Here is a 23,155-nt window from a genome sequence, read left to right as displayed (position 1 = left end):
GGTCGCCCGCACGGCGGGACGGCCTCCCGGCTCACCCGGAGCCGAGGGCCTCCGTGGGATGCAGGGCCGCGGCCCGCATGGCGGGCAGGAGACCGGCGACCGCGCCGATCAGCACGGTGGCCGTCACCGCACCCGCCGCGGCCCACCACGGCAGGACCACCGGCCAGCCCCGCAGCACCGCGTACCCGGCGGTGGCCAGGCCGCCCAGCAGCACCCCGAACACACCGCCCAGCGCGGACAGCGTCATCGCCTCCACCAGGAACTGCCCGCGGACGTCGCGCCGCGTGGCGCCCAGGGCCCGGCGCAGACCGATCTCGCCCCGGCGCTCCAGCACGGAGATCACCATCGTGTTGGCCACCCCCACGCCTCCCACGAGCAGGGCCACGGCGCCCAGCCCCAGCAGCAGCCCCTGGAAGGTCTGGTCCGCGGCCTGCCGGGCCTCCAGCGCGTCCGAGGGGCGGGACACCTCCACCTCGTTCGGGTGCTCGGGGTTGGCGTTGCGCCCCACCTCCTCCCGGACCCGCTCCACCTGGTCGGGGTCGATCCGCACGTACACGGTGGAGGCCTCGCCCTGCGCTCCGAGCAGGTCCTCGGCGACCCCCTGCCCCACCAGCGCCGCGTTCTCCAGTTCCGGAGCCAGCTCCACCCGGTCCAGCACACCGACCACGGAGAAGTAGGTGTCGCCGATGAGCACCAGGGTGTCCGGTGTGATTCGGGTGATGCCCAGTCGTTCGGCCGCCGAGGGGCCGAGCACGACCGCCGGGTGCTCGCTCGTGGCCGCGTTCAGCCACGAGCCCTCCGCCACTCGCGTGCGGACCGTGTCCAGCAGGTCCAGGTCGACCCCGTAGACACCGATCCCGCCCGACTCGCCGCTCGGTACGAGGTCGCTGCGGTAGACGTGCGTTCCGTCCACCGACTCCACCTGGGAGGTGTGTTCGACCTCCGGCATCCGGTCGATGCGGCCCCGTGCCTCCTCCGGCAGGGTGGCGGTGCCGCCGAACAGGTCGCTTCCGGGGGCGACGGTCACGAGGTTGGTGCCCAGCCGCGCGATCCGCCGGTCCAGTTCGGCCTGGCCGGAGGAGGAGACCCCCACGACCGCGACCATCGCCGCGATCCCGATGGCGATTCCCAGGGCCGACAGCACCACGCGGGTCGGCCGCGCCCGCAGACCGCTCGCTCCGGTGCGCAGCCGGTCCGCCGGGGAGAGCCGGGCGGGACGCGGCTGGGCGCGGCGCCGCCGCCACCGCCCGATCGCCGCCCTCACCGGAGTCCCCGAGTCCGAACGCGCCCGTCGGAGCCGGTCGCCCCGGCGGTCCCCGCCGTCCCGATGGCCCCGACGGCCCCGGAGGTCACCGGTCCGCCGGAGTCGGAGACCACGCGCCCGTCGCGCACCTCCACCCGCCGGGGCAGACCGGCGGCCAGATCGCGGTCATGTGTGATCACCACCACCGTCACTCCCTGCTCGTGCAGTTCCTCCAACACCCGCATCACCGCGACACCGGACACGGTGTCCAGCGCGCCGGTCGGTTCGTCGGCGAGCAGCAGCGGCGGCGAGCCGACCACGGCCCGGGCGATGGCCACGCGCTGCTTCTGGCCCCCGGAGAGCTCGTGCGGCCGGTGATAGGCCCGGTCGGCCAGACCCACCACCTCCAGCGCCCGCAGCGCCCGCCGCACCCGCGTCCGGGCCGGAACGCCCGTGTACAGCAGGCCGTCGGCCACGTTGTCCACGGCGTACACGTTGGGCGCCAGGTGGAACTGCTGGAAGACGAAACCGATCGAGCGCGCCCGGAGCGCGGACAACTGGTCGTCGGTCAGCGCCCCCACGTCGTGGCCGAACACGCGTACCGTGCCCGAGGTCGGTGCGTCCAGCGTGCCGAGCAGGTTGAGCAGAGTCGACTTGCCCGATCCCGAGGGGCCCACGATCGCGAGCATCTCCCCGCGCTCGATCCGCAGGTCCACCCCGTCCAGGGCCCGTACACCGCCCGGATAGTGGCGGCTCACCCCGGTGAACTCCACGGCGCTCATTCGGGGACCACCACCTCGGTGCCCGCGTCGATCCCGTCGCCGGTGACCTCCACCAGCCCGTCGGAGAACCAGCCGGTCTCCACCGGGACGTCCTCGACGGTGCCGTCGCCGGACACGACCGACAGCCCGTACCCGCCTCCGGGCAGGGCGATGAGCGCGCCGACCGGGGCGGTGAGCACGTCCTCCCGCGACTCGCCCCGGGCCAGGACGGTGACCGGGGCCTGGTCGAGGAAGCCCTCCTCGTCCTCCCCGTCCCCGGACAGGGCGACCACCACCTCCACGGTCGGATCCCCGCCGCCGCCCGTGCCGGGCTCCTCTTCCTCCTCCGTCCGCGCGACGGTGCCCACGGACTCGATCTCACCCTCGACCGCCGTACCGTCGGGCATCTCGACGGTTACCTCGTCGCCCTCGGCCACCAGGTCGCGGTCGCCGACCTCCAGGTCGATCACGACGATCCGGCGGGTGGCGGCGGTGGTGAGCAGCGGCGTGGCCGGAGCGACGCTCTCGCCGACCGCCGCCTCGTGCCCGCTCACCCGGACGGGGCCGGGGGCGTACCAGATCAGGTCGGGGCCGACCGTGCCGGTGGCCTCCACGCCCTCGGTGGCCTCCTGCCAGCGCTTCACGGCCTCGGCGGTCAGCCACGTGTACTCGTCGTCGACGGTGAAGCCGCCGTAGCCCAGTTCCGCCAGGGCCTGCTCGAACTGGCGCACGTCGGGACCCTCGACCCCGGGCTCCAGCGTCCGGTAGGCGGGCTTGTCGCCTCTGAGCAGGATGACTGGGGCGCCGTCGATCTCCCACGCCCGCTGCCCCGCCGAGAGCTCGGTGCCCACCTCCGGAAGCCAGGTGAGGACCCCGTCGGAGCGGGCGAAGAACGAACCGCTCTCCGCGTACCCGAGGGTGCCGTCCAGGCTCTCCTCCCGCTGCAGGGTCGTGTACTCCAGCGCGGCCGTGGCCGCCGGACCGGGGGTCTCCTCCTCCTGGGCGCCGCGCGGCCACCCCCACACCGTCACGGCCGCCACCGCGCAGAGCACCACCAGGGCGAGCAGCGCCGCGGCCGGCCACCGGAATCCGCGGCTGCGACGGGCACCGCGTCGGCGCGGGGGCTCCTGCTCCGCCCCCTCCTCGGTCAGGAGTTCGGTGTCCGCGCTCACGAGTCGCCCTCGCCGGTACTGCCGGACACGCTGCCCGCGTCGGTCTCCTCGGAGCACTCCGAGACGGCCGCCATCTGCTCGTCGTCGTCGGGATCGATCGGCAGGGCCAGGCCCTGCCCCTGCTCCGGGTCCTCGACGTCGACGCCTTTCTCCCGCAGGCACTCGGCCATCCGCAGGTTGTCCTCGAACACCTCCTCGTCCGAGGGGGCGTTCTCGTCCACGGGGAGCAGTTCCTCGCACTCCGTCATCGCGTCCATGTACTCCTCGTCCTCCGGGTCCACCGCGGGGAGGGCGATCACGCCGTCCTCCCCCTCGGGGTCGGGCATGTCGAAGCCCTTGTCGCGCATACAGCCGGCGAAGTCGACCATCGCCTCCTCCATGGACACCTCCTCCTCCGCTCCGGCGGCCCCGGTCTCCTCCCCGAGGGCTCCGCAGCCGGTGAGCAGCAGCCCGGCCGCCGCGGCGGTCACGGCCGTGAGTGTCAGTGCGCGCATGTCGCCTCCTGTTCGCGGGTGCCGGGTCCGCCGGCACCGCTCGTGTGGTCGCGACACATGTCAGCGCCCCCGCGGTTAGCCGCCGGTTAGGCCCGGCACCGGGCCGGACGGGGCGCACCAGGGTTAACCTCGGCCTAACCGGGAGGGCGATAGGGCTGGTCGGTCGGGCTTTGCGGGGCGAAGGGGGAGGGGCACGTGCGGATCCTGGTGGTGGAGGACGAACCGGACCTGGCGCAGACGGTCGCCGAGGGGCTGCGCGGGGAGGGCATGGCCGTGGACGTGTGCCACGACGGCGACACCGGGCTGGAGGCGGCCACCGTCCACGACTACGACGTGGTCGTCCTGGACCGCGACCTGCCGGTGCTGCACGGGGACCAGGTGTGCCTGCGCCTGACCGAGGACCCGGACGTGGAGGCCCGTGTGCTGATGCTCACGGCCGCGGGCAGCCTGGAGGACCGGGTGGACGGGCTCGACCTGGGCGCCGACGACTACCTCGCCAAACCCTTCGCCTACCTGGAGCTGGTGGCGCGGGTCCGCGCCCTGGGGCGCCGGGCCCGTCCGGCCGCGCCGCCCCGTCTCACCCGCGCGGGAGTGACCGTGGACACCGCCCGGCGGACCGCCGAGCGCGACGGCCGGCCGATGTCGCTCTCTCCGAAGGAGCTGGGCGTCCTGGAGGAGCTGCTGCGCGCCGACGGCGCCCCGGTGAGCGCCACCCGGCTGATCGAGAAGGTGTGGGACGCGCACCTGGACCCGTTCAGCGGGGTGCTCAAGGTGGTGGTGCACGGGCTGCGCCGCAAACTCGGCGACCCCCCGGTCATCGAGACCGTCCCCGGCCACGGCTACCGGATCTGACATGGGCACCGACACGACACGTTCGGAACGGGGCCGCGGCCCGACGCTGCGTACCAGGCTGACCCTCGTCTACACCGGCGTGTTCGCCCTGGGCGGGGTGCTGCTCCTGGGAGCGAACTACCTGGTGGCCTCCGCGAGCCTGCGGGACCGCGGCGTCAGCCTGGCCATGACCATCGAGACGGTCGCGCGCGAGGACGGGTCGCCGTACCCGGCCGAGCCGGCGCAGCCGGCCTGGCCGCTGGACTCCTGGTCGGAGACGCAGGAGAGGGCGGGAGTGGCGGAGCCGGCCGCGCTCCTGGTGGACGGCTACCAGGACGGGGTGCTCTCGGACATGCTCGTCAACTCGGTGCTCGCCCTCGTGGCGATCACCCTGCTGGCGGCGGCCGCCGGGTGGCTGATCGCGGGTCGGCCGATGCGGCGCCTGCACCGGGTGACCGAGACCGCCCGCACCCTGTCCGAGCACGACCTGCACAGCAGGCTGGGGCTGACCGGGCCCGACGACGAGTTCCGGGAGCTGGGCGACACCTTCGACGCGATGCTCTCCCGCCTGGAACGCGCCTTCGACAGCCAGCGGCGGTTCGTCGCCAACGCCTCGCACGAACTGCGCACGCCGCTGGCCGTCCAGCGCGCCGCCCTGGAGGTGCCCCTCGCGCAGGACCGGGTGCCGGACGACCTGCGCCCGGCCTTCCGGCGGGCACTGGACTCGGTCGGGCGCAGCGAGTCCCTGATCAGCGGCCTGCTGCTGCTCGCCCGCTCGGACCGGGGCCTGGCCCGGACCGAGGAGGTCGACCTCGCCGGGATCGTGCGGGACACGGCGGCCCGCCACGAGGCCGACGCCCGGGAGGCGGGGGTGGACCTGCGGGTCGACACCGAGGCCGCCGTGGTGGCGGGCGACGCGGTCCTGTTGGAGCACCTGGTGCGCAACCTGGTCGAGAACGCCGTCCGCCACAACACCCCCGGCGGGTGGGTCGAGGCGCGGCTGCGCACCGCCCACGGTCGCACGGTGGTGAAGGTGACCAACACCGGAGCCCCGATCGCGGACCCGGACGCCCTCTTCGAGCCGTTCCACCGGGGCGACGCGGCGCGGCTGCGCGGCGCGCGCCCCGGGAGCGGTCTCGGACTCTCGATCGTGCGCTCGATCGCGGCCGCCCACGGGGCCACGGCCGCCGCCCGCGCCCGTCCGGGCGGGGGGCTGGTGGTGACCGTGGGCTTCCCCGTCCCCTGACGGGAGCCCCTGTGCCGTGCGCGGTCCGGTTTGTCGTCGAGCGCCGCTAGTTTGAGGACTCCTCACGGACCAGCGCCCTCCGGGGCGCCGGTCCGCGGGCCCCACCGCACACTCGGCACCACCTCGGAAGGGAAGGTCTCGATGGCCGTCCGCACAGCCGACTCCCGCACCTACCTCGAACTCTCGGAGCAGGGAGGCGGGGCGCACAAGTTCTACGAGGTCACGGTCGAGGGCACCGACGTGACGATCCGCTACGGGCGCATCGGCGAGAGCGGACAGTCGCGCACCGCGAGCTACGCCACGGCCGCCAAGGCCCAGGCGGCCGGGGCCAAGAAGGCCGCGGAGAAGATCCGCAAGGGCTACGAGCCCGCGGTGTCGGGTGTTCGCCAGCGGCGGCCCGTCACCAGGCGGACGATCGTCAGCCAGAGGTCGACGGCACGGCAGGCGCCGGTGCTGTGGCGCTTCCGCTCCGGCAGCCCCGCGTTCGGCATCTTCGTCGACGACGAGCGCTGCTGGGTCGGCAACCAGGCCGGGGACGTGTACACGCTTTCCCGCGAGGGCGCCGTGACCGCCCGCTACGGCCTGCCCGACGGTGTGAAGTGTATCGTGGCCGACGACTTCTGGATCTACGCCGGCTGCGACGACGGCAAGGTCTACGACCTGGGCGCCAAGATCCCCCACGTGGCCTACGAGATCTCCGAGGACGTCGACATCTTCTGGCTCGACATCCACGACGGCGTGCTCGGTGTCTCCGACGCCTCCGGAGGGATCACCGTGATCGACCACGAGGACGAGTTCCAGTGGTCGCGCCGCAGCGCGGGGCGTTCGGCCTGGATGGTCCGCTACGACGAGCAGGGCGTCTACCACGGCCACTCCCGGGGCGTGACGATGTACGACGCGCTCACCGGCGACCAGCAGTGGTCGGTGTCGACCAGCGGCTCGGTGCTGTTCGGCTGGCAGGAGGACGACGAGCTCTTCGCGGCCACGGCCCGCAACTCGGTCGACCGCATCGGCAAGGACGGGACGCTCCGCTCGACCTACCGCTGTGACGGCCCGGTGTTCTCCTGCGCGGCCTCACCGGACGGACGCTACGTCTTCGCGGGCGACAACCACTCCTCCGTCTACTGCTTCGCCCGGGACGGGCGCCGCCTGTGGAAGCTGGGCACGGGCTGCGGATCGGCGTACTCGATGCAGTTCCACGACGACCGGCTCTACATCGTCACCACCGACGGATCCCTGGCCTGCGTCGACGCCACGGAGTCCGCGATCGCCGCGGCCGAGCAGGGCACGGTTCCGGAACCGGTGAGCGTCAAGGCACCCTCCTGGGACGCGGTGACGCCCGCGGCCGAGCTGGAGACGGTCCGGGCGGGCCAGGACGTCGACGGGATCGTCGTGGAGTGCGTCGACGAGGGCGGACGCCTGCGCGTGCGCGTGGTCTCGGACGGTTTCGACCCCTCCTGGCGCGTGCAGTTCCCCAAGGACATCCGCCGCCCGGGCACCCGCTACGTGGTGGAGGAGGTGCGCGAGTCCGCGCGCGGCGGCTTCTACCGTGTCCGCGGCGACATCCGCCGACTGGGCTGAGTCCGGGGAGCGTCACCCGGCCCGCCGCGGATGCGGCAGGATGGAACCATGCAGCCTTCGGACTTTTCACCGAACAGTGCCGTTGACCTCGGCGCGCGCAAGGCGGCCATGGAACGCGAGGCCAAACAGCGCGCGGCGGAGTCGGCGGGTCGAACCAATCCCTACGCCGTCAACGTCGACGAGTCCAACTTCCAGGCCGAGGTGCTGGAACGGTCCATGTCCGTTCCGGTCGTGCTGGCCGTCCTGGCGGGCTGGTCCGAGCAGTCCCAGCAGGTCGAGAGCGCGCTGGACAACATCTCCGTGCGCTCGGGCGGCAACTGGTTCCTGGCCAAGCTCGACAGCGAGGCCAGCCCCCAGCTCATGCAGGCCCTGCGTGTGCCCTCCACACCGATGATCATCGTCGCCGTCCAGGGCCAGATCATGCCCGGCCCGGCCGGACCCGCCACCGAGGACCAGCTGCGCGACTGGCTGGGGCAGGTCTTCGGGGCCCTGGCCGAGCAGGGCATGCTGCCCCCCGGCCACCCCGGCACGGTCGAGGGCGACCCGGGCGCCCAGCCGGAGCAGCAGGGTGACCAGGGCGCCCAACCCGGTGACCCCTCGGTCCGCCCGGTGGACGCCGAGGCCCAGGAGGCCCTGGAACGCGGTGACTTCGAGGCGGCCGCGACCGTGTACGAGAACGCGGTCAAGGCCGACTCCGGCGACACCGAGTCCAAGATGAAGCTCGCCCAGGTGCGCCTCATCGGCCGGCTTCAGGACGTGGACCCGGAGAGCTCGCGCCAGGCCGCGGCCGAACGCCCCGACGATGTCGCCGCCCAGTGCCGGGTCGCCGACATCGACATGTACGGCGGCAAGTTCGAGGACGCCTTCGACCGGCTCGTCGACACGGTCAGGCGGACCAGCGACGACGACCGCGACCAGGTGCGCACCCACCTGCTCGGGCTCTTCGAGCTGCTGCCCCCGGGCGACCCCCGGGTCGGGGCGGCGCGCCGCAAGCTGACCTCGGCGCTGTTCTGATCCACCCCCGCGCGCGAGCGCGGACCCGTGTCGGTACCGGGGTCGCCCCCGGTGCCGGCACGGGCGCGCACACGGGCGCCGGTCCGGTGCGCCCGACGGGCGTACCCGGCCGCGCGCCGCACAGATTCTTCGCGGACGTTCGGTCTCGATTTTCTCCGTTTTCATCCCCTCATAGGACAAAACAGCAAATCGTCCGGTTCTTTCGCCGGCGCGGGCAGGCGTGAGATCCGGTCAGGGCAGGGTAGAAGTCGGTCAACAGCGAGTCCACCTCGACCCGCGCGGTGACACGGCAGGTGCCCCATGGCCAACGACGCCCTTCCCGAAGGCGCGGACGCGCCCGTCGTCACGATCTCGGCGACCTTCGGCGCCGGCGGCAGCGTGATCGGGCCCGCCGTCGCCGCGCGTCTGCGCGTGCCCTTCCTCAACCGCGCGATCCCCAGCGCCGTCGCCGGCCGCATCGGCTGCTCACTGGACGAGGTGCTCCAGCGCGACGACCGCGCCCCCGGCGGCATCGAGCGCCTGCTCTCCAGCGCCGCCCGCCTGCCCACCGTGACGCTCGGCAGCGTCGACACCGCCTTCATCGGCACCACCAACGAGGACGGCCGCCTCCTCTACGACCACGAGTTCGTGGAGCGGACCGAAGAGGTCATCGGCGAGTTCGCGCGCCGGGGCGGCGTCGTCCTGGGCCGGGCCGGCGCGATCGTGCTCGCCGAGCACCCCACCGCCCTGCACGTGCGGATCGACGGGGACCGCCACGCGCGGCTGCGCAGGGCGCGGCGCCTGTGGGCCTCCGGTGACCGCGAGGAGGTCGGCGGCCAGGGCTGGGGTGAGGGCGAACCCACCCTCCGTACCCTGGAGGACAACGACCGCGCCCGCCACGCCTACGTGCGCCGCTTCTACCGGACCGATCCCGCCTCGCCGGGGCACTACCACCTCGTGCTCGACGGGACCGCGCTGACGCCCCAGGCGTGTGTGGACGTCATCGTGCGGGCGGCACAGGACAGGGCGAGCGAGGGGCCGGAGTCCTGAGGCACCTCCCGGTGACCGTCCGGACACCCGCACTGCGCCGTAATTTATGCGATTTTTTACTAAGGCGGTAATTGTCACCTTGTACTGACGATGAGGCCTTGACTCAGGTAGGGTGAGGCGACCCGATTACGGGTCCAGACCAGCCCTCCATCTTGAGGCCCGAACGTCGGTGACGGTGCGCCGCCACCGTTCGTCCCGGGTCCGCAGGACGTTCCACCCCCGAGCTCGCGCCGACGCGGGCGTCGCCCAGCGCCGCCCGCCGAAGCCGCCGCTGCGGGCAGGCCGCCAGGAGAGCGCGAGCGCGCTCCGGGCCGGGTGGAAGTGTTCCCCGGCGTCACAGCGCACGCGGGAAGGGTAGTCGGCGTGCCCGCGCAGGCACCACCCCGAGTAAGACCAAGGAGCATTACGTGGCCACCCTTCCCAGCGTTTCGTACTCCATCACCGTCCGTCTCGAACTGGACGCCGGAGGCAGCGCTGTCGGCAGCCTCACCAACGCGGTCGAGCAGGTGGGCGGCATGATCACCGCGCTGGACGTCGCGGCCGCCGGACACGAGCGCATCCGCATCGACGTCACGTGCGCGGCCCGCGACACCGAGCACGCGCAGGCCATCGTCGACGCCCTCGGCGCGGTCGACGGCGTCGTCGTCCACAAGGTCAGCGACCGCACCTTCCTGATGCACCTCGGCGGCAAGATCGAGATGAAGTCCAAGGTGCCGCTGCGCAACCGCGACGAGCTGTCCATGGCCTACACCCCCGGCGTGGCGCGCGTCTCGCAGGCCATCGCCGCGAACAAGGACGACGCCCGCCGCCTGACCATCAAACGCAACAGCGTCGCCGTGGTCACCGACGGCTCCGCCGTGCTCGGCCTGGGCAACATCGGCCCCGAGGCCGCCATGCCCGTCATGGAGGGCAAGGCCGCCCTGTTCAAGCGCTTCGCCGACATCGACGCCTGGCCCATCGCCCTGGACACGCAGGACGTCGACGAGATCGTCCGGACCGTCCAGGTGCTCGCCCCCGGATTCGGCGGCATCAACCTGGAGGACATCTCCGCGCCCCGCTGCTTCGAGGTCGAGGCCCGCCTGCGCGAACTGCTCGACATCCCGGTCTTCCACGACGACCAGCACGGCACCGCGATCGTCGTGCTCGCCGCCCTGCGCAACGCCCTGCGCGTGGTCGGCAAGAAGCTCGGCGAGGTCCGCATCGCCATGTCCGGCGCCGGCGCCGCCGGCACCGCCATCCTCAAGCTGCTCATGCACGCCGGCGCCCGCGACATCATCGTCAGCGACGTGCACGGAGCCGTGCACCAGGGCCGCGACGACCTCGACTCCAACCTGCGCTGGATCGCCGAGCACACCAACCCCACCGGTTACAGCGGTGACCTGAGGGGCTCGGTCGCCGGGGCCGACGTGTTCATCGGCGTCTCCGCGCCCAACGTGCTCGGCGGCGACGACATCGCCGAGATGAACGAGGACTCGATCATCTTCGCGCTGGCCAACCCCGACCCCGAGGTCGACCCCGAGGTCGCGCACCTGCACGCCTCCGTGGTCGCCACCGGCCGCAGCGACTACCCGAACCAGATCAACAACGTCCTGGTCTTCCCCGGCTTCTTCCGCGGCCTGTTGGACGCCCAGAGCCACAATGTCACCTCGGACATGATGGTCGCCGCCGCCGAGGCCCTCGCCGACGTGGTGACCGAGGACGAGTTGGGACCGAACTACATCATCCCGAGCGTCTTCCACTCCGACCTGTCCCATCACGTGGCCACGGCGGTGCGCGAGGTCGCCTCGCGCGACTCGCTCGGCTAGCGCGTCCGGGGCACCGGGGCTCGGGGCGGCGCGGAGCCGGCCCGGCCAGGTGCCCCGCGGGAGGGCTGCGGCGCGGCGCCGGGGGTAAAGGTGTGGCATGGACCAGCCAACACTCACGGGGCGGCTCCTGGTGGCCGCCCCCATCCTCCAAGAGGACTCCTTCCGTCGGTCGGTGGTGTTCGTCGTGGACGACACCGACGACGGCGCCCTCGGGGTGATCCTGAACCGGCCACTGGGTATGCCCGTCAACGAGGTCGTCGCCGACTGGGGGCCCTACGCCAGCGAACCCGCGGTGATGTTCTCCGGGGGACCCGTCGGATCCGGTTCCGGACTGGCTCTGGGCATCGCCGAACCCGACACCGCTCCGCAGGGTTGGGCGCCGCTGGAGGGGCTGGAACCGGACGCCGGACTGGGCCGGGTCGGTATGGTCGACCTCGACGGACCGGCGCTGGAGATGGGCGGCGCCCTCGGGGCGTTCCGGGTGTTCGCGGGCTACGCGGGCTGGAGCGCCGGGCAGCTGTCCGGCGAGATCGACGAGGGTGCCTGGTACGTGCTGCCGGCGCTGGCACAGGACGTGTTCACGACCGAGCCGGACCGCCTGTGGTCGCGGGTGCTGCGCCGCCAGGGCGGGGATCTCGCGCTGCTGTCGACCTACCCGGACGATCCCACCCTGAACTGAGCGCTCGTCGGAGTAGAACTGATTCCCCGATACCGTGGAACACAGACGTGGAAAGGTGTGAGTCACGATGGCGATGGATGTCGTGAACAAGGTTCTGCCGGACAGTGAGACCAAACCGGAGATCTCGCACGGTGACGGGGACCGCGAGCGGTTCGCCCACTACGTGCAGAAGGACAAGATCACCGAGAGCGCCGTGACCGGCGACCCGGTGATCGCCCTGTGCGGCAAGGTGTGGGTGCCCAACCGCGACCCGAAGAAGTTCCCCGTGTGCCCCGAGTGCAAGCAGGCCTACGAGGACATGATGAAGTAGCGCCCGTCCCGGGACGGGTGAAGGGCCTTGGTGGACCATGCGCGCCAAGGCCCTTCACCATGTCCGGGGCCGGCTCCTCCGCACGCCGTGGCGTCGCCGGAGCGGTGCGGAGGCCACCGGGAACCGGTCCTCGCCGCGCGCGTCCACGCGCGGACGGCGGTGGGGCGGTTATCGTGGTCCTGCATGATTTGGGGCTTGCGGCTGCCTACGCCCCTCGTGTGGCGATACTGTCCCAGGGACGGGTGGCCGCGTGAGGCGCGCCCTCCGACGTGTTCACCGCGTCGCCGCTCAGCACCGTGTACCGGCACGATGTCGAGGTCGCCCCCGTCCCCCACCGGGGTCCCGCTGATCGTGCCCCTCCGGTAACCGCTGTGAGCATGCTAGGTCGACAGGAGTAGGTCGTATTGGTGTCCGCAACTGATCGGCAGCCGCTGGACGAGGACCGGCCCCGTGGACGGGGACGGAGCCAGGGCGGACGGCGGCGCCGCCCCCGTCAGCGCAGAGCGCGCGCGACCCCCGGCGACGTCGTACGGGGGATCGTCAGGACCATCGGTGAGCTCCTGCTGACCGCGGGACTCCTCATGCTCTTCTACGCCGCCTACGAGGTGTACGGCTCCCAGTGGGAGACGGACAAGGAGCAGCAGGACCTGGCCGACGGGCTGGAGGAGAGCTGGGCGGCCGTCGAGGAGGCCGGACCGGACTCGGCCCCGCTGCCGGGCAGCGCCGACAGCCGGCTGTACGTGCCCGGCCTCGACCTCGACTGGGTCGTGGTCAACGGCACCACCCAGGAGGACATCCAGTTCAGCCCCGGCCACTACACCTGGTTCGACAGCGAACCCGGGCAGCCGGGCAACTACGGGGTGGCCGCGCACCGCACCCCCGGGCTCTTCTGGGACCTGGACCAGCTGGAGTCGGGCGACGTCATGGTGCTGGAGGACGCGGAGAACTTCTACACCTACGAGGTGTTCCGCGAGGAGACCGTGCTGCCCGACGACGTGTGGGTGGTCGACCCCGACCCCTTCGACGAGGCCACCGACGAGGAGCCGGAGCGGTCCCTGCTCACCCTCACCACGTGCGCGCCGAAGCTGAACAACACCCACCGGCTCATCGTGTGGGCCGAACTGACCGAGACCACGCCCAAGTCCGAGGGGATGCCCGACTCCATCGCGCACATGGCCCCCGACGCCGGCCAAGAGTAGGGAAGGAACGCGAATGTACGGTCTGATCTGGCGTATCCTGCCCGGCCCGTGGGTGTCCAAGCTCATCCTGGCGCTGGGCCTGCTGGTGGGCGCCGCCACACTGCTGTGGATGTTCGCCTTCCCGGCGCTCTCCCCCCACATGCCCTTCAACGACGGCGCGGTGCAGGGCGGCGGTCCCGCCCCGGCCGAGGGGGGCGCGCCGGTGGAGGAACCCGCCGACGGGGAGGCCCCGCCCGAGGAGGAGCCCGTCGACGACACGGCCGACGGCCAGGGCTGAGAACGGGGACCACGAGCGGGGCGGAACCGCCGTGCCGTGCGCGGAGGAGGCCCCGGGGTGTGCTCGGCACCACCCCGGGGTCACTCTGATCGGTCGGTTCCTCCCGCTACCCTCAAGGGCGTGTGCCGCGGATACTCACCCTGCTGCGCGACGCCCCAGCACGACTCTCGCCGCGTTCTCAGCAGTCGACGGCCAAACCAGGACGACTCCTTCTTCGGCCTCGCGAGAGCCGCACCGGGACGCCGCTCGCGACGGGCGGCATCCACGGCACACGCCCTAGCAGGTGAGTAACGGGGGACGGGACGCATGACGGTAACGCAGACCACGATGGAGGACCGCCTGCGCGGGCTCCGGGCCTGGCAGCGGGAGGCGTTCGAGGAGTACTTCCGCAGGGACCCGCGGGACTTCCTGGCGGTGGCCACGCCCGGTGCGGGCAAGACCACCTTCGCCCTCACCCTCGCCAGTGAGCTCCTCCAGCAGCACCGGGTCCGCGCGATCACCATCGTCTGCCCCACCGAGCACCTCAAGAAGCAGTGGGCCGAGGCCGCCGCACGGTTCGGCATCGCCATCGACCCGGACTTCAAGAACGGCCAGGGCGCGCTCGGCCGCCAGTACATCGGCGTCGCCGTCACCTACGCGCAGGTCGCCGCGCACCCGATGCTGCACCGCAACCGCACCGAGGCGCGCAGGACGCTGGTCATCTTCGACGAGGTGCACCACGCCGGCGACGCGCTCTCCTGGGGCGACGCGGTCCGCGAGGCCTTCGATCCCGCCGCGCGGCGCCTGTCGTTGACCGGTACGCCCTTCCGGTCCGACATCAACCCCATCCCGTTCGTGGACTACGTCCAGGACAGCGCCGGGGTGCGCCGCTGCTCGTGGGACTACAGCTACGGGTACGCCCCCGCCCTGGAGGACGGGGTGGTGCGCCCGGTCATCTTCATGGCCTACTCCGGCGAGATGCGCTGGCGCACGCGGGCCGGCGACGAGCTCGCCGCCCGCCTGGGCGAGCCGTTGACCCAGGACGCCCTGTCCCAGGCCTGGCGCGCGGCGCTGGACCCCAAGGGCGACTGGATCAAGAAGGTCCTGCAGGCCGCCGACCGGCGGCTGACCGAGGTCCGCAAGACCCACCCGGACGCGGGCGGCCTGGTCATCGCCAGCGACCACGAGAACGCCCGCGCCTACTCGCGCATCCTGCGGCAGATCACCGGCAAGGGCGCGACGGTGGTGCTCTCCGACGACCCCACCGCCTCCAAGAAGATCAGCCGTTTCGCGGCGAGCGACGACCGCTGGATGGTGGCGGTGCGCATGGTGTCGGAGGGCGTGGACGTGCCCCGGCTCATGGTGGGCGTGTACGCCACCTCCACCAGCACCGCCCTGTTCTTCGCCCAGGCCATCGGCCGCTTCGTGCGGGTGCGCCAGCGCGGCGAGGTCGCGTCGGTGTTCCTGCCGTCGGTGCCCACGCTGCTGGAGTACGCGGGCGAGATGGAGCGCGAGCGCGACCACGTCCTGGACCGCACTCCGACCGACGACGAGTACCCGGAGGAGGACCTCCTCAAGGAGGCCAACAAGAAGCGCGACACCCCCGACGCGGGGGAGGAGCTGCCGTTCGAGACGATGGAGTCGGCGGCGGAGTTCGACCGGGCGCTCTACGACGGCCTGGAGTACGGCGGGTCGCCGGGCTCCTCCGAGGAGGAGGACTTCCTCGGTCTGCCGGGGCTGCTCGACCCCCAGCAGGTCTCCCAGCTGCTGCGCAAGCGCAAAGCAGACATCCAGGCCAACCAGCGCAAGGTCAAGGCCAAGGGCGAGCCGGAGCAGGACGAGGGGCCCACGCACGAGGTCGTCGCCGAGCTGCGCCGGGAGCTGAGCGGACTCGTCGGCGCCTGGCACCACCGCACCGGAAAGCCGCACGGGGTCATCCACAACGAACTGCGCCGCGCGTGCGGGGGACCGCCCGTGGCCCAGGCGTCCCCGCCGCAGATCCGCGAGCGCATCGCGAAGCTCCGCACCTGGGCGGTCGGTCGCAAATAGCGTGATTCGGGCAAATAATTCGCAAGCTCGCGCCAGGACGGTCGGATATCCGTCACCATGTCGTTACTGTCCGTCAGATGATGGGACGACGTCTTCGCGCGAACACCGCGCTCTGGTCCGGACTCGTGATGTGCGGTGCCGCGCTGACGGGACTCGTGGCGAGCGGCCTGCCGAACACCGCTCCGACGGCGGCGGGGCCCGCGGCCTCCGCACGGCAGGACGCGGGTGAGCCGTGCCCGCCGGGCATGGAGGCCCGCCTGAGCGATCCGGGGCTGCCGGGGCTCGTCCCCGAGGGAGGGGAGCTGACCCCCGACCAGGCGGCGGCCTACGAGGAGAAGCTGCGCAAGGCACTCGAACCCCTGCGCTCACAGGACATCGCCCCGCCGAGGGAGGTCCCCGTGGTGGTGCACGTGATCCAGGCCGAGGACGGCGAGGGCCGGGTCTCCGACGAGCGCGTGCGCGACCAGATCGAGACCCTCAACACCGCCTACGGCGGCCGCTTCGCCACCGGCCCCCAGACCACGGACACCGGCTTCCGCTTCACGCTCAGCGAGATCACCCGCACCGCCGACGACACCTGGTTCCACCGATTCAACGACCACAGGACCACCATCCGCTCGCACCTGCACCAGGGCGGACCCGAGACGCTGAACCTCTACACCGCCGACCTCGGCCCGGGACTCCTCGGCTTCTCCAGCTTCCCGCAGGACTACGCGGCCGACCCGGAACAGGACGGGGTCGTGGTCGCCCACGACACCCTGCCGGGCGGCGGACGCGAGCGGTTCGACCTGGGCCACACGGCCACCCACGAGGTCGGCCACTGGCTGGGCCTGTTCCACACCTTCCAGAACGGCTGCACCACCCCGGGCGACTACGTCGACGACACCCCCTACGAGCGGGAGGCGGCCACCGGCTGCCCGGAGGGGCGCGACACCTGCCGGACCCGGAGGGGCCGCGACCCCGTCGACAACTTCATGAACTACAGCGACGACGCCTGCATGACGACCTTCACGTCGGGCCAGGCGGAGCGGATGGCCCAGCACTGGGCGGCGTTCCGCGGCGGCGACCCGCGCGCGCTCACAATGACAGGAGCCGCCGCAGAATGACGTCGACCCGGAACATGACGGTGTCCTCGGCGCGACCGAACCGGCGCTCCAACCTCAGGGGGGAGATCGTCCGCAGGTCCTCGCACTTGGCGTAACTGGTCTCCTTCAGACCCGAGGAACCGGGTTCGATCTCGACGTGGGCGGGACCGGGCCGGTGGGTGCGGGTCAGAGGGAGGGCCATCAGCACAGGGGGGGTGGACTCCAGCCACGGCTGTGCGTTGACGAGGAGAACGGGCCTTCGGAGCGCCTGCTCGTGGCCGATCGGATCGCCCAGGTCCGCCATGTAGATCTCGCCGCGCCTCACCAGGCCTCCTCGTCGCTCAGCGCATCGTCCCCGGCGTCGTCCAGGTTGTCCCTGAGGGCATGGCCTGGCACATACTCCTGGCGGTCCTCATCGGTCAGCGTGGAGTGATGGCGGCGTACGTCACCCCAGAACTCCAACTCCTCGGCCTCGTCCAAGGCATGCTCGATCGCGACCGCGAGGGTCACGTGTTCGCGCTTGGCGCGTTCGCTGATCCGGTCGCGCAGTCTCCTGGGGACCTTGATAGTGGTATCCGTAGAACTCATACCCTGAGTATGTCTGAGAGTGGGAGTCGAAGCCAGAACGTGAGCATGCACGCCCTCGATGGCCCCTCGGCCGGCCCGTCCTGCGGACCGGCCGGGCGCTCCCCGGCCGCGCACACGGACAGGGGCCGGAGCGCCGCTAGGGTAGAGGCATGGCAGCGAACATCTACCTGACCGGGATCAAGCCCACCGGTGACTTCCACCTGGGCAACTACATCGGCGCGATCAAGCCCGCCCTGGCGGCCGCGCGCGAGTACGACACGTACTACTTCATCGCGGACTACCACGCGCTCAACACCATCAAGGACGCCGACGAGCTCCGCCACAGCATCCGGTCAGGCGCTGCCACCTGGCTCGCGTGCGGGCTCGACCCGGAGCAGACCGTCATCTACCGGCAGTCCAGCGTCCCGGAGACCTTCGAGCTCACCACCATCCTGAGCGCCCTGACCCCCAAGGGCCTCATGAACCGGGCGCACGCCTACAAGGCCGCCCGCGACCGCAACAACGAGGCCGGGATCACCGACCTCGACGCGGGGATCAACATGGGGCTGTACAACTACCCCATCCTCATGGCCGCCGACATCCTCATCATGGAGGCCACCCGCGTCCCGGTCGGCCGCGACCAGTCCCAGCACATCGAGTACACCGCCGACATCGCCGGGTACTTCAACCACCGTTTCGGTAGCGCCTACAGCTTCCCGCTGCCCAAGGGCGTCATCGACGACAGCGACGCCAGCATCCTGCCGGGTGTGGACGGCCGCAAGATGAGCAAGTCCTACGACAACCACATCCCGCTGTTCCTGCCGGAGAACAAGCTCAAGAAGGCCATCCGCCGCATCCCCACCGACTCCACGCCGGTCGAGGACCCCAAGGACCCCGACACCTCGGTGCCCTTCCAGCTCCTCGCCCACTTCGCCGACGAGGACAGGGTCGCGGACGTGCGCAAGCGCCTGGAGGCCGGCGGTATGGGCTGGGGCGACCTCAAGAACGAGCTCTTCGAGGCCGTCAACGCCGAGCTCGCGCCCAAGCGCGCCCGCTACGAGGAGCTGATGGCCGAACCCGCGCGGATCGACGAGATCCTGGAGGCCGGTTCGGCGCGCGCCCGTGAGCGCGCGCGCGAGGTCATCGACCGCGTGCGCGCGGCCATCGGCGTCGGCTGAGGCACACCGCGCTCGGGCGCGCGGGCCGTGTGCCCGCGCGCCCGAGCCGGGGCCGGGGCCCTCACGCCCGTCAGGCGACCACCGGTTCGCCCCTCAGCTCCACACCGGCGCCCCGGAGCTGTTCCAGCGCCGACTCCACGGTGCCGGCGCCCACCCCGGCGGTCAGCCCCAGCAGCACCCGCGTGCGGAAGCCCTCCGCGGCGGCGTCCAGCGCCGTGGCGCGCACGCAGTGGTCGGTGGCGATGCCCACCACGTCCACCTCGTCCACGTCGCGCTCGCGGAGCCAGTCCGCGAGGGCCGTGCCGTCGTCGGCGGTGCCCTCGAATCCGCTGTAGCCGTCCGAGTACTGCCCCTTGCTGAACACCGCGTCGGCGAGCGAGGCGTCGAAGCCCGGATGGAACTCCGCGCCCACGGTCCCCGCCTGGCAGTGCACGGGCCAGCTCCTGACGTAGTCCGGCTCGGTGGAGAAGTGCGGCCCCGGGTCGATGTGGTGGTCGCGGGTGGCCACCACGACCCCGTAGTCCTGGGCGTTGTCCCGCGCGTGGTCGGTCACGGCGGCGGCGGTGGCGGCGCCGCCGGCCACGGCCAGGCTCCCGCCCTCACAGAAGTCGTTCTGTACGTCCACCACGATGAGTGCTCGCATCAGCGCATCACTTCCCTTCACTGTCCAGTCTGCCCGCTGCCCGCGGCGAACACGGCTGTCGTTCGATGTGATGATGAGGGGGCCCGGACACACCGGGGTGCAGCGTCCGCCATCGGCGTGCACGACGACGTCCGGCCTGTGGAGGGAGGCGAACCGCGATGCCGACACCACCCCGCGGCGGGGAGTACACACTACGACGGCAGCGGAACGGGTCAGGGTACTTCGGCCACGCGCGGGTCGAGCTGCGAGCGATCGTACTGGCCGGTCCTCCTGTGATCTCCTGGAGTGTGCCTGCCGCGGACCGGGGGTCCATCCAGCCCCGGTACGACGCCGAGTTCGTCGCGGCCGCGATCACCGGAGCCAGAGCTGGCGTCGAGCTGGCGCGGGAACTGGGAGCGGGCGTGGACGGCTGGGCGGTGGACATCGTGCGGGCCCGGCTCAGCCTGGCCGACATCGAGGAGAGCGCCGTACGCACCGCCGCCGCCATGGCGGCGGGCACCGCCATGGGCGTGCGAGACCGGATGTGCGTGCGCTTCGGGTCGGGATGGTACGTGGTCCCCGGCCCCGGAGGGCGAGGTCCGTGCCGCCCCTGACGCGTCGCCCCACCGTCGTGCCCCGCTCTGGCGGCGTTCCGGCCTCACCGGAAGACGGTCGGCAGGGCGGCGTCGCCGCGCGACATCCGCAGCGCCTCCTCCGGCAGCTCCGCCAGGGCCGCCCGGTGCCGCTCCCGGGCGGCCGCCGTGGTCTCCCGGCCCACGACCTCCCCGTCGGCGACCAGGCGCCGCAGCATCGGGCGCAGACCCGTCTCCTGCGGCGGCAGGTGGGGAAAGACCTCCTCGGACACGGCCGTGCCCTTGTCGTCGAGCCGGCGCGCGCCCCACTTGCGGCCGCCCCGGCTGGGCTTGCCGACCGACCGCTTGGCCACTGGCTCCAGCACCGCCTGCGGATCCAGGGACCGGGCGCGCGCGACCAGCTTGTACACCAGGGAGACCGTCGGCGCCCCCGAACCGGTCACCAGCGAGGTCCCCACGCCGTAGCCGTTCACCGGCGCCACGGCCAGCGCCTGCACCGAGTGCTCGTCCAGGTCGCCGGTCACCAGGATCCGGGTGTTCACCGCGCCCAGGTCGTCCAGCTCCTTGCGGACCCGCCCGGCGGTCGCGGCCAGGTCGCCCGAGTCGAGCCGGATCGCGCCCAGGTCCGGCCCGGCCGTCTCCACGGCCGTGCGCACGGCGCGTTCGACGTCGAAGGTGTCGACCAGCAGCGTCGTGCCCGCGCCCATGGACTCCACCTGCGTGCGGAAGGCGTGCCGTTCGCTGTCGTGCAGCAGGGTGAAGGAGTGCGCGGCCGTACCGCCCGTGGGCACGCCGTAGGTGCGCCCGGCCTCCAGGTTGGAGGAGGTCGAGAACCCGGCGATGTAGGCGGCCCGCGCGGACGCCACGGCCGACTCCTCGTGCGTGCGGCGTGATCCCATCTCGATGAGCGGCCGGTCGCCGGCGGCCACCACCATGCGCGAGGCCGCCGAGGCGATCGCGCTGTCGTGGTTGTACACCGACAGCGCGAGGGTCTCCAGGAGCACGGCCTCGGCGAAGGACCCCTCCACCACCAGGATCGGCGAGCCCGGGAAGTAGGTCTCGCCCTCGCCGTAGCCCCACACGTTCCCGCCGAACCGGTACTGTGACAGCCACTCCAGCGTCGTCTCGTCCACGACCCCGTGGTCGGAGAGGAAGTCCAGTTCGGCGGTACCGAACCGGAAGCGCTCCAGCAGGTCCAGGAACCGCCCGGTCCCGGCCACGACGCCGTACCGGCGCCCCTCCGGGAGCCGCCGGGCGAACATCTCGAAGACGGACCTGCGGCCCGCGGCGCCGCTGTGCAGGGCGCCCTGGAGCATGGTGAGTTCGTAGTGGTCGGTGAGCAGCGCGCTGCTGCTGTCCTCGCTCATGCCGACGAGCCTAGTGCGGTGCCGCCCGGGCACGGGCGTGGCGAACACCACGCCGCGGCGGACCCGCGCCTCCGACCCCCGTGAAGTGGGAGGGAGCCAACAATACCCATTTGGTTGGTAGGGATCCTCTCTTGGGTACGCTGGGGGCATGCTCAGCATTGATCGCTCGATCTACGACAAGATCGTCGCCCACGCCCGCCGCGACCACCCGGACGAGGCGTGCGGGATCGTGGCCGGACCGGAGGGCTCCGACCGACCCGAGCGGTTCGTCGAGATGATGAACGCGGCGCGCTCGCCCACGTTCTACGAGTTCGACTCCACCGAGTACAAGCAGGTCTACGACCAGCTGTGGGACCGCGACGAGGACTTCGTGGTGATCTACCACTCCCACACCATGACCGAGGCCTACCCCTCGCGCACCGACATCACCTACGCCCAGTGGCCCCAGGCCCACTACGTCCTCGTGTCCACCCGCGAGCCCGACACGGTCGAGTTCCGCTCCTACCGGATCATCGACGGCGAGGTCACCGAGGAGCCGGTGGAGATCACCGGGTCCGCGGGCGACCCCGAGCAGTAGCCTCCGCGCCCCCAGGAACCGCCGGTTCGGAATGGGCCCGGCGCACCCCCTGTTGGGACTGTACGCACGACAACGAACTCTGGAGACACCTTCATGGCCATCGAGGTCCGCATCCCCACCATCCTGCGCAACCTGACCGGCGACGCCAAGGTCGTCGAGGGCGCGGGCGACACGCTCGGCGAGCTGTTCCGCGACCTGGACAGCAAGTACCCGGGCCTCGGCGAGCGCGTCGTGGACGACGGCAAGCTGCGCCGCTTCATCAACGTCTACCTCAACGACGAGGACGTCCGCTTCGTCGGTGGTCTGGAAGCCAAGCTCAACGACGGCGACAACGTCACCGTCCTGCCGGCCGTGGCCGGCGGAAGCCGATAGCTCCCGACGGGCAGCATCCACGGACCTAGGACTAGCATGCGCTACGACTCCCTGCTGGACTCCCTCGGCGGCACGCCCCTCGTCGGGCTGCCGCGGCTCTCCCCCTCGCCGGACGTGCGGGTCTGGGCGAAGCTGGAGGACCGCAACCCCACCGGCTCGATCAAGGACCGCGCCGCGTTCTACATGATCGAGCAGGCCGAGAAGGACGGACTGCTCTCCCCGGGCTGCACGATCCTGGAGCCGACGTCGGGCAACACCGGCATCTCCCTGGCCATGGTGGCCAAGCTGCGCGGTTACCGGATGGTCTGTGTGATGCCGGAGAACACCTCGGCGGAGCGCAAGCAGCTCCTGGCGATGTGGGGTGCGCAGGTCCACTTCTCCGACGCCGCGGGCGGGTCCAACGAGGCCGTCCGCGTCGCCAAGGAGATGGCCCGGGAGAACCCCGACTGGGTGATGCTCTACCAGTACGGCAACCCGGCCAACGCCCGCGCCCACTACGAGACCACCGGCCCCGAACTGCTCGCCGACCTCCCGGAGATGACGCACTTCGTCGCCGGGCTGGGGACCACCGGCACCCTCATGGGTGTCGGCCGGTACCTGCGCGAGCACAAGCCGGACGTGCAGGTCGTGGCCGCCGAACCCCGCTACGGGGAACTGGTCTACGGTCTGCGCAACCTGGACGAGGGCTTCGTCCCGGAGCTCTACGACGAGTCGATCCTGACCACGCGCTTCTCCGTGCCCTCCGACGCCGCCCTCAAGCGGACCCGGGAACTCCTGGACCAGGAGGGCATCTTCGCCGGCGTGTCCACCGGCGGCGCGCTGCACGCCGCCCTGGGCGTGGCCCGCAAGGCCGAACGCGCGGGTGAGCGCGCCGACATCGCGTTCATCATCGCCGACGCCGGGTGGAAGTACCTGTCCACCGGCGCCTACGAGGGCACCCTCGAAGAGGCGGAGGAACGCCTCGACGGACAGCTCTGGGCCTGACACGCGAGAGCGGCGGCCGGTCCGGGCGCCACCGTTCCGGTCGACCGCCAGGAGGCCGGCACCCCGCGGGGTGCCGGCCTCCTGTACGCGGTGGGGTCAGGGGGACGCAGGAGGCGGGCGGGCGGCTCGTGCGGGGTCGGA

At 72.0% G+C, this 23,155-nt stretch carries 25 protein-coding genes; 17 read left to right on the top strand and 8 right to left on the bottom strand.

Annotation, left to right across the window (positions count from 1 at the left end):
• Positions 1-31 precede the first annotated feature (31 nt).
• From HNR10_RS08920 to HNR10_RS08905, 4 genes are read right to left on the bottom strand one after another with little or no spacing between them, the layout of a single operon-like run.
• Complete coding sequence (locus tag HNR10_RS08920) at positions 32-1,264, bottom strand: ABC transporter permease (RefSeq protein ID WP_312889178.1); 1,233 nt, start codon at positions 1,262-1,264, stop codon at positions 32-34.
• Positions 1,261-2,025, bottom strand: a complete 765-nt coding sequence (locus tag HNR10_RS08915; protein WP_179822341.1) for an ABC transporter ATP-binding protein — start codon at positions 2,023-2,025, stop codon at positions 1,261-1,263. Before HNR10_RS08915 ends, HNR10_RS08920 begins: the two co-directional genes overlap by 4 nt.
• Positions 2,022-3,176, bottom strand: a complete 1,155-nt coding sequence (locus tag HNR10_RS08910; protein ID WP_179822339.1) for a peptidoglycan-binding protein — start codon at positions 3,174-3,176, stop codon at positions 2,022-2,024. The genes HNR10_RS08915 and HNR10_RS08910 overlap by 4 nt, the downstream gene beginning before the upstream one ends.
• Entirely contained in the window at positions 3,173-3,670 is a 498-nt protein-coding gene (locus tag HNR10_RS08905; protein WP_179822338.1) for a hypothetical protein, read from the bottom strand. The genes HNR10_RS08910 and HNR10_RS08905 overlap by 4 nt, the downstream gene beginning before the upstream one ends.
• Positions 3,671-3,865: 195 nt before the next feature.
• Between HNR10_RS08905 and HNR10_RS08900 the strand changes: the two genes are divergently transcribed.
• From HNR10_RS08900 to HNR10_RS08845, 12 genes are all read left to right on the top strand, one after another.
• Positions 3,866-4,522 (top strand): response regulator transcription factor, encoded by a 657-nt coding sequence (locus HNR10_RS08900; RefSeq protein ID WP_179822336.1) that lies wholly within the window; start codon positions 3,866-3,868, stop codon positions 4,520-4,522.
• 1 nt (position 4,523) lies between these two features.
• Positions 4,524-5,747: a sensor histidine kinase gene (locus HNR10_RS08895; protein WP_179822334.1), complete on the top strand. Its 1,224-nt coding sequence runs from the start codon at positions 4,524-4,526 to the stop codon at positions 5,745-5,747.
• Positions 5,748-5,888: 141 nt separating this feature from the next.
• Positions 5,889-7,328, top strand: a complete 1,440-nt coding sequence (locus HNR10_RS08890; protein WP_179822333.1) for a WGR domain-containing protein — start codon at positions 5,889-5,891, stop codon at positions 7,326-7,328.
• Positions 7,329-7,376: 48 nt separating this feature from the next.
• Positions 7,377-8,342, top strand: coding sequence for a tetratricopeptide repeat protein (locus HNR10_RS08885; RefSeq protein ID WP_179822331.1), 966 nt, complete (start codon positions 7,377-7,379; stop codon positions 8,340-8,342).
• Between the two features lie 300 nt (positions 8,343-8,642).
• A complete protein-coding gene (locus HNR10_RS08880) occupies positions 8,643-9,371 on the top strand; it encodes a cytidylate kinase-like family protein (RefSeq protein ID WP_179822329.1) in 729 nt (242 codons plus the stop codon).
• Between the two features lie 407 nt (positions 9,372-9,778).
• Complete coding sequence (locus tag HNR10_RS08875) at positions 9,779-11,176, top strand: NAD-dependent malic enzyme (protein WP_179822328.1); 1,398 nt, start codon at positions 9,779-9,781, stop codon at positions 11,174-11,176.
• Positions 11,177-11,273: 97 nt separating this feature from the next.
• The gene (locus HNR10_RS08870) at positions 11,274-11,855 is read left to right on the top strand and encodes a YqgE/AlgH family protein (RefSeq protein ID WP_179822326.1); all 582 of its coding nucleotides are present in this window, start codon (positions 11,274-11,276) and stop codon (positions 11,853-11,855) included.
• Between the two features lie 67 nt (positions 11,856-11,922).
• Positions 11,923-12,165, top strand: coding sequence for a DUF3039 domain-containing protein (locus tag HNR10_RS08865; protein ID WP_053618320.1), 243 nt, complete (start codon positions 11,923-11,925; stop codon positions 12,163-12,165).
• 404 nt (positions 12,166-12,569) lie between these two features.
• Positions 12,570-13,364, top strand: a complete 795-nt coding sequence (locus tag HNR10_RS08860; protein ID WP_179822323.1) for a class E sortase — start codon at positions 12,570-12,572, stop codon at positions 13,362-13,364.
• Positions 13,365-13,377: 13 nt separating this feature from the next.
• Positions 13,378-13,641, top strand: coding sequence for a hypothetical protein (locus HNR10_RS08855; protein WP_179822322.1), 264 nt, complete (start codon positions 13,378-13,380; stop codon positions 13,639-13,641).
• 306 nt (positions 13,642-13,947) lie between these two features.
• Positions 13,948-15,669: a DEAD/DEAH box helicase gene (locus tag HNR10_RS08850; protein WP_179822320.1), complete on the top strand. Its 1,722-nt coding sequence runs from the start codon at positions 13,948-13,950 to the stop codon at positions 15,667-15,669.
• A gap of 128 nt (positions 15,670-15,797) precedes the next feature.
• Entirely contained in the window at positions 15,798-16,775 is a 978-nt protein-coding gene (locus HNR10_RS08845; protein ID WP_179829616.1) for a zinc metalloprotease, read from the top strand.
• On the opposite strand, the gene HNR10_RS08840 is transcribed toward HNR10_RS08845, so the two are convergent.
• Both HNR10_RS08840 and HNR10_RS08835 read right to left on the bottom strand, forming a co-directional pair.
• Positions 16,747-17,079 carry a type II toxin-antitoxin system PemK/MazF family toxin gene (locus tag HNR10_RS08840; protein WP_179822318.1) on the bottom strand — a complete coding sequence of 111 codons (333 nt, stop codon included), beginning with the start codon at positions 17,077-17,079 and terminating at the stop codon, positions 16,747-16,749. The genes HNR10_RS08845 and HNR10_RS08840 overlap by 29 nt on opposite strands.
• Positions 17,076-17,342, bottom strand: coding sequence for a hypothetical protein (locus tag HNR10_RS08835; RefSeq protein ID WP_179822317.1), 267 nt, complete (start codon positions 17,340-17,342; stop codon positions 17,076-17,078). The genes HNR10_RS08840 and HNR10_RS08835 overlap by 4 nt, the downstream gene beginning before the upstream one ends.
• Before the next feature lie 149 nt (positions 17,343-17,491).
• On the opposite strand from HNR10_RS08835, the gene HNR10_RS08830 reads away from it, so the two are divergent.
• On the top strand, positions 17,492-18,499 hold the full coding sequence (locus HNR10_RS08830) for a tryptophan--tRNA ligase (RefSeq protein WP_179822315.1): 1,008 nt from the start codon (positions 17,492-17,494) through the stop codon (positions 18,497-18,499).
• A gap of 70 nt (positions 18,500-18,569) precedes the next feature.
• Here HNR10_RS08830 and HNR10_RS08825 read toward each other — a convergent pair whose 3' ends face one another.
• A complete protein-coding gene (locus HNR10_RS08825; RefSeq protein WP_281390215.1) occupies positions 18,570-19,145 on the bottom strand; it encodes an isochorismatase family protein in 576 nt (191 codons plus the stop codon).
• Positions 19,146-19,429: 284 nt separating this feature from the next.
• On the opposite strand from HNR10_RS08825, the gene HNR10_RS08820 reads away from it, so the two are divergent.
• Positions 19,430-19,735 carry a hypothetical protein gene (locus HNR10_RS08820; protein WP_179822312.1) on the top strand — a complete coding sequence of 102 codons (306 nt, stop codon included), beginning with the start codon at positions 19,430-19,432 and terminating at the stop codon, positions 19,733-19,735.
• Between the two features lie 44 nt (positions 19,736-19,779).
• Here the strand turns inward: HNR10_RS08820 and HNR10_RS08815 are convergent, their stop codons facing one another.
• Positions 19,780-21,081 carry a nicotinate phosphoribosyltransferase gene (locus HNR10_RS08815; RefSeq protein WP_179822310.1) on the bottom strand — a complete coding sequence of 434 codons (1,302 nt, stop codon included), beginning with the start codon at positions 21,079-21,081 and terminating at the stop codon, positions 19,780-19,782.
• Positions 21,082-21,229: 148 nt separating this feature from the next.
• Here HNR10_RS08815 and HNR10_RS08810 point away from each other — a divergent pair, with 148 nt between their 5' ends.
• The 3 genes from HNR10_RS08810 to HNR10_RS08800 all read left to right on the top strand — a co-directional run bounded on the left by HNR10_RS08810 (position 21,230) and on the right by HNR10_RS08800 (position 23,014).
• Positions 21,230-21,658 (top strand): Mov34/MPN/PAD-1 family protein, encoded by a 429-nt coding sequence (locus tag HNR10_RS08810; protein ID WP_179822309.1) that lies wholly within the window; start codon positions 21,230-21,232, stop codon positions 21,656-21,658.
• A 93-nt stretch (positions 21,659-21,751) separates the two neighbouring features.
• On the top strand, positions 21,752-22,030 hold the full coding sequence (locus HNR10_RS08805) for a MoaD family protein (protein ID WP_179822307.1): 279 nt from the start codon (positions 21,752-21,754) through the stop codon (positions 22,028-22,030).
• A gap of 36 nt (positions 22,031-22,066) precedes the next feature.
• Positions 22,067-23,014, top strand: coding sequence for a PLP-dependent cysteine synthase family protein (locus HNR10_RS08800; protein WP_179822305.1), 948 nt, complete (start codon positions 22,067-22,069; stop codon positions 23,012-23,014).
• The last annotated feature ends 141 nt before the right edge of the window (positions 23,015-23,155 follow it).

The sequence above is a fragment of the Nocardiopsis aegyptia genome (genome assembly GCF_013410755.1).
Classification (GTDB): Bacteria; Actinomycetota; Actinomycetes; order Streptosporangiales; family Streptosporangiaceae; genus Nocardiopsis; species Nocardiopsis aegyptia.
Note: the sequence above shows the minus strand (reverse complement) of the source record. Positions and strands in the feature narration are given on the sequence as shown.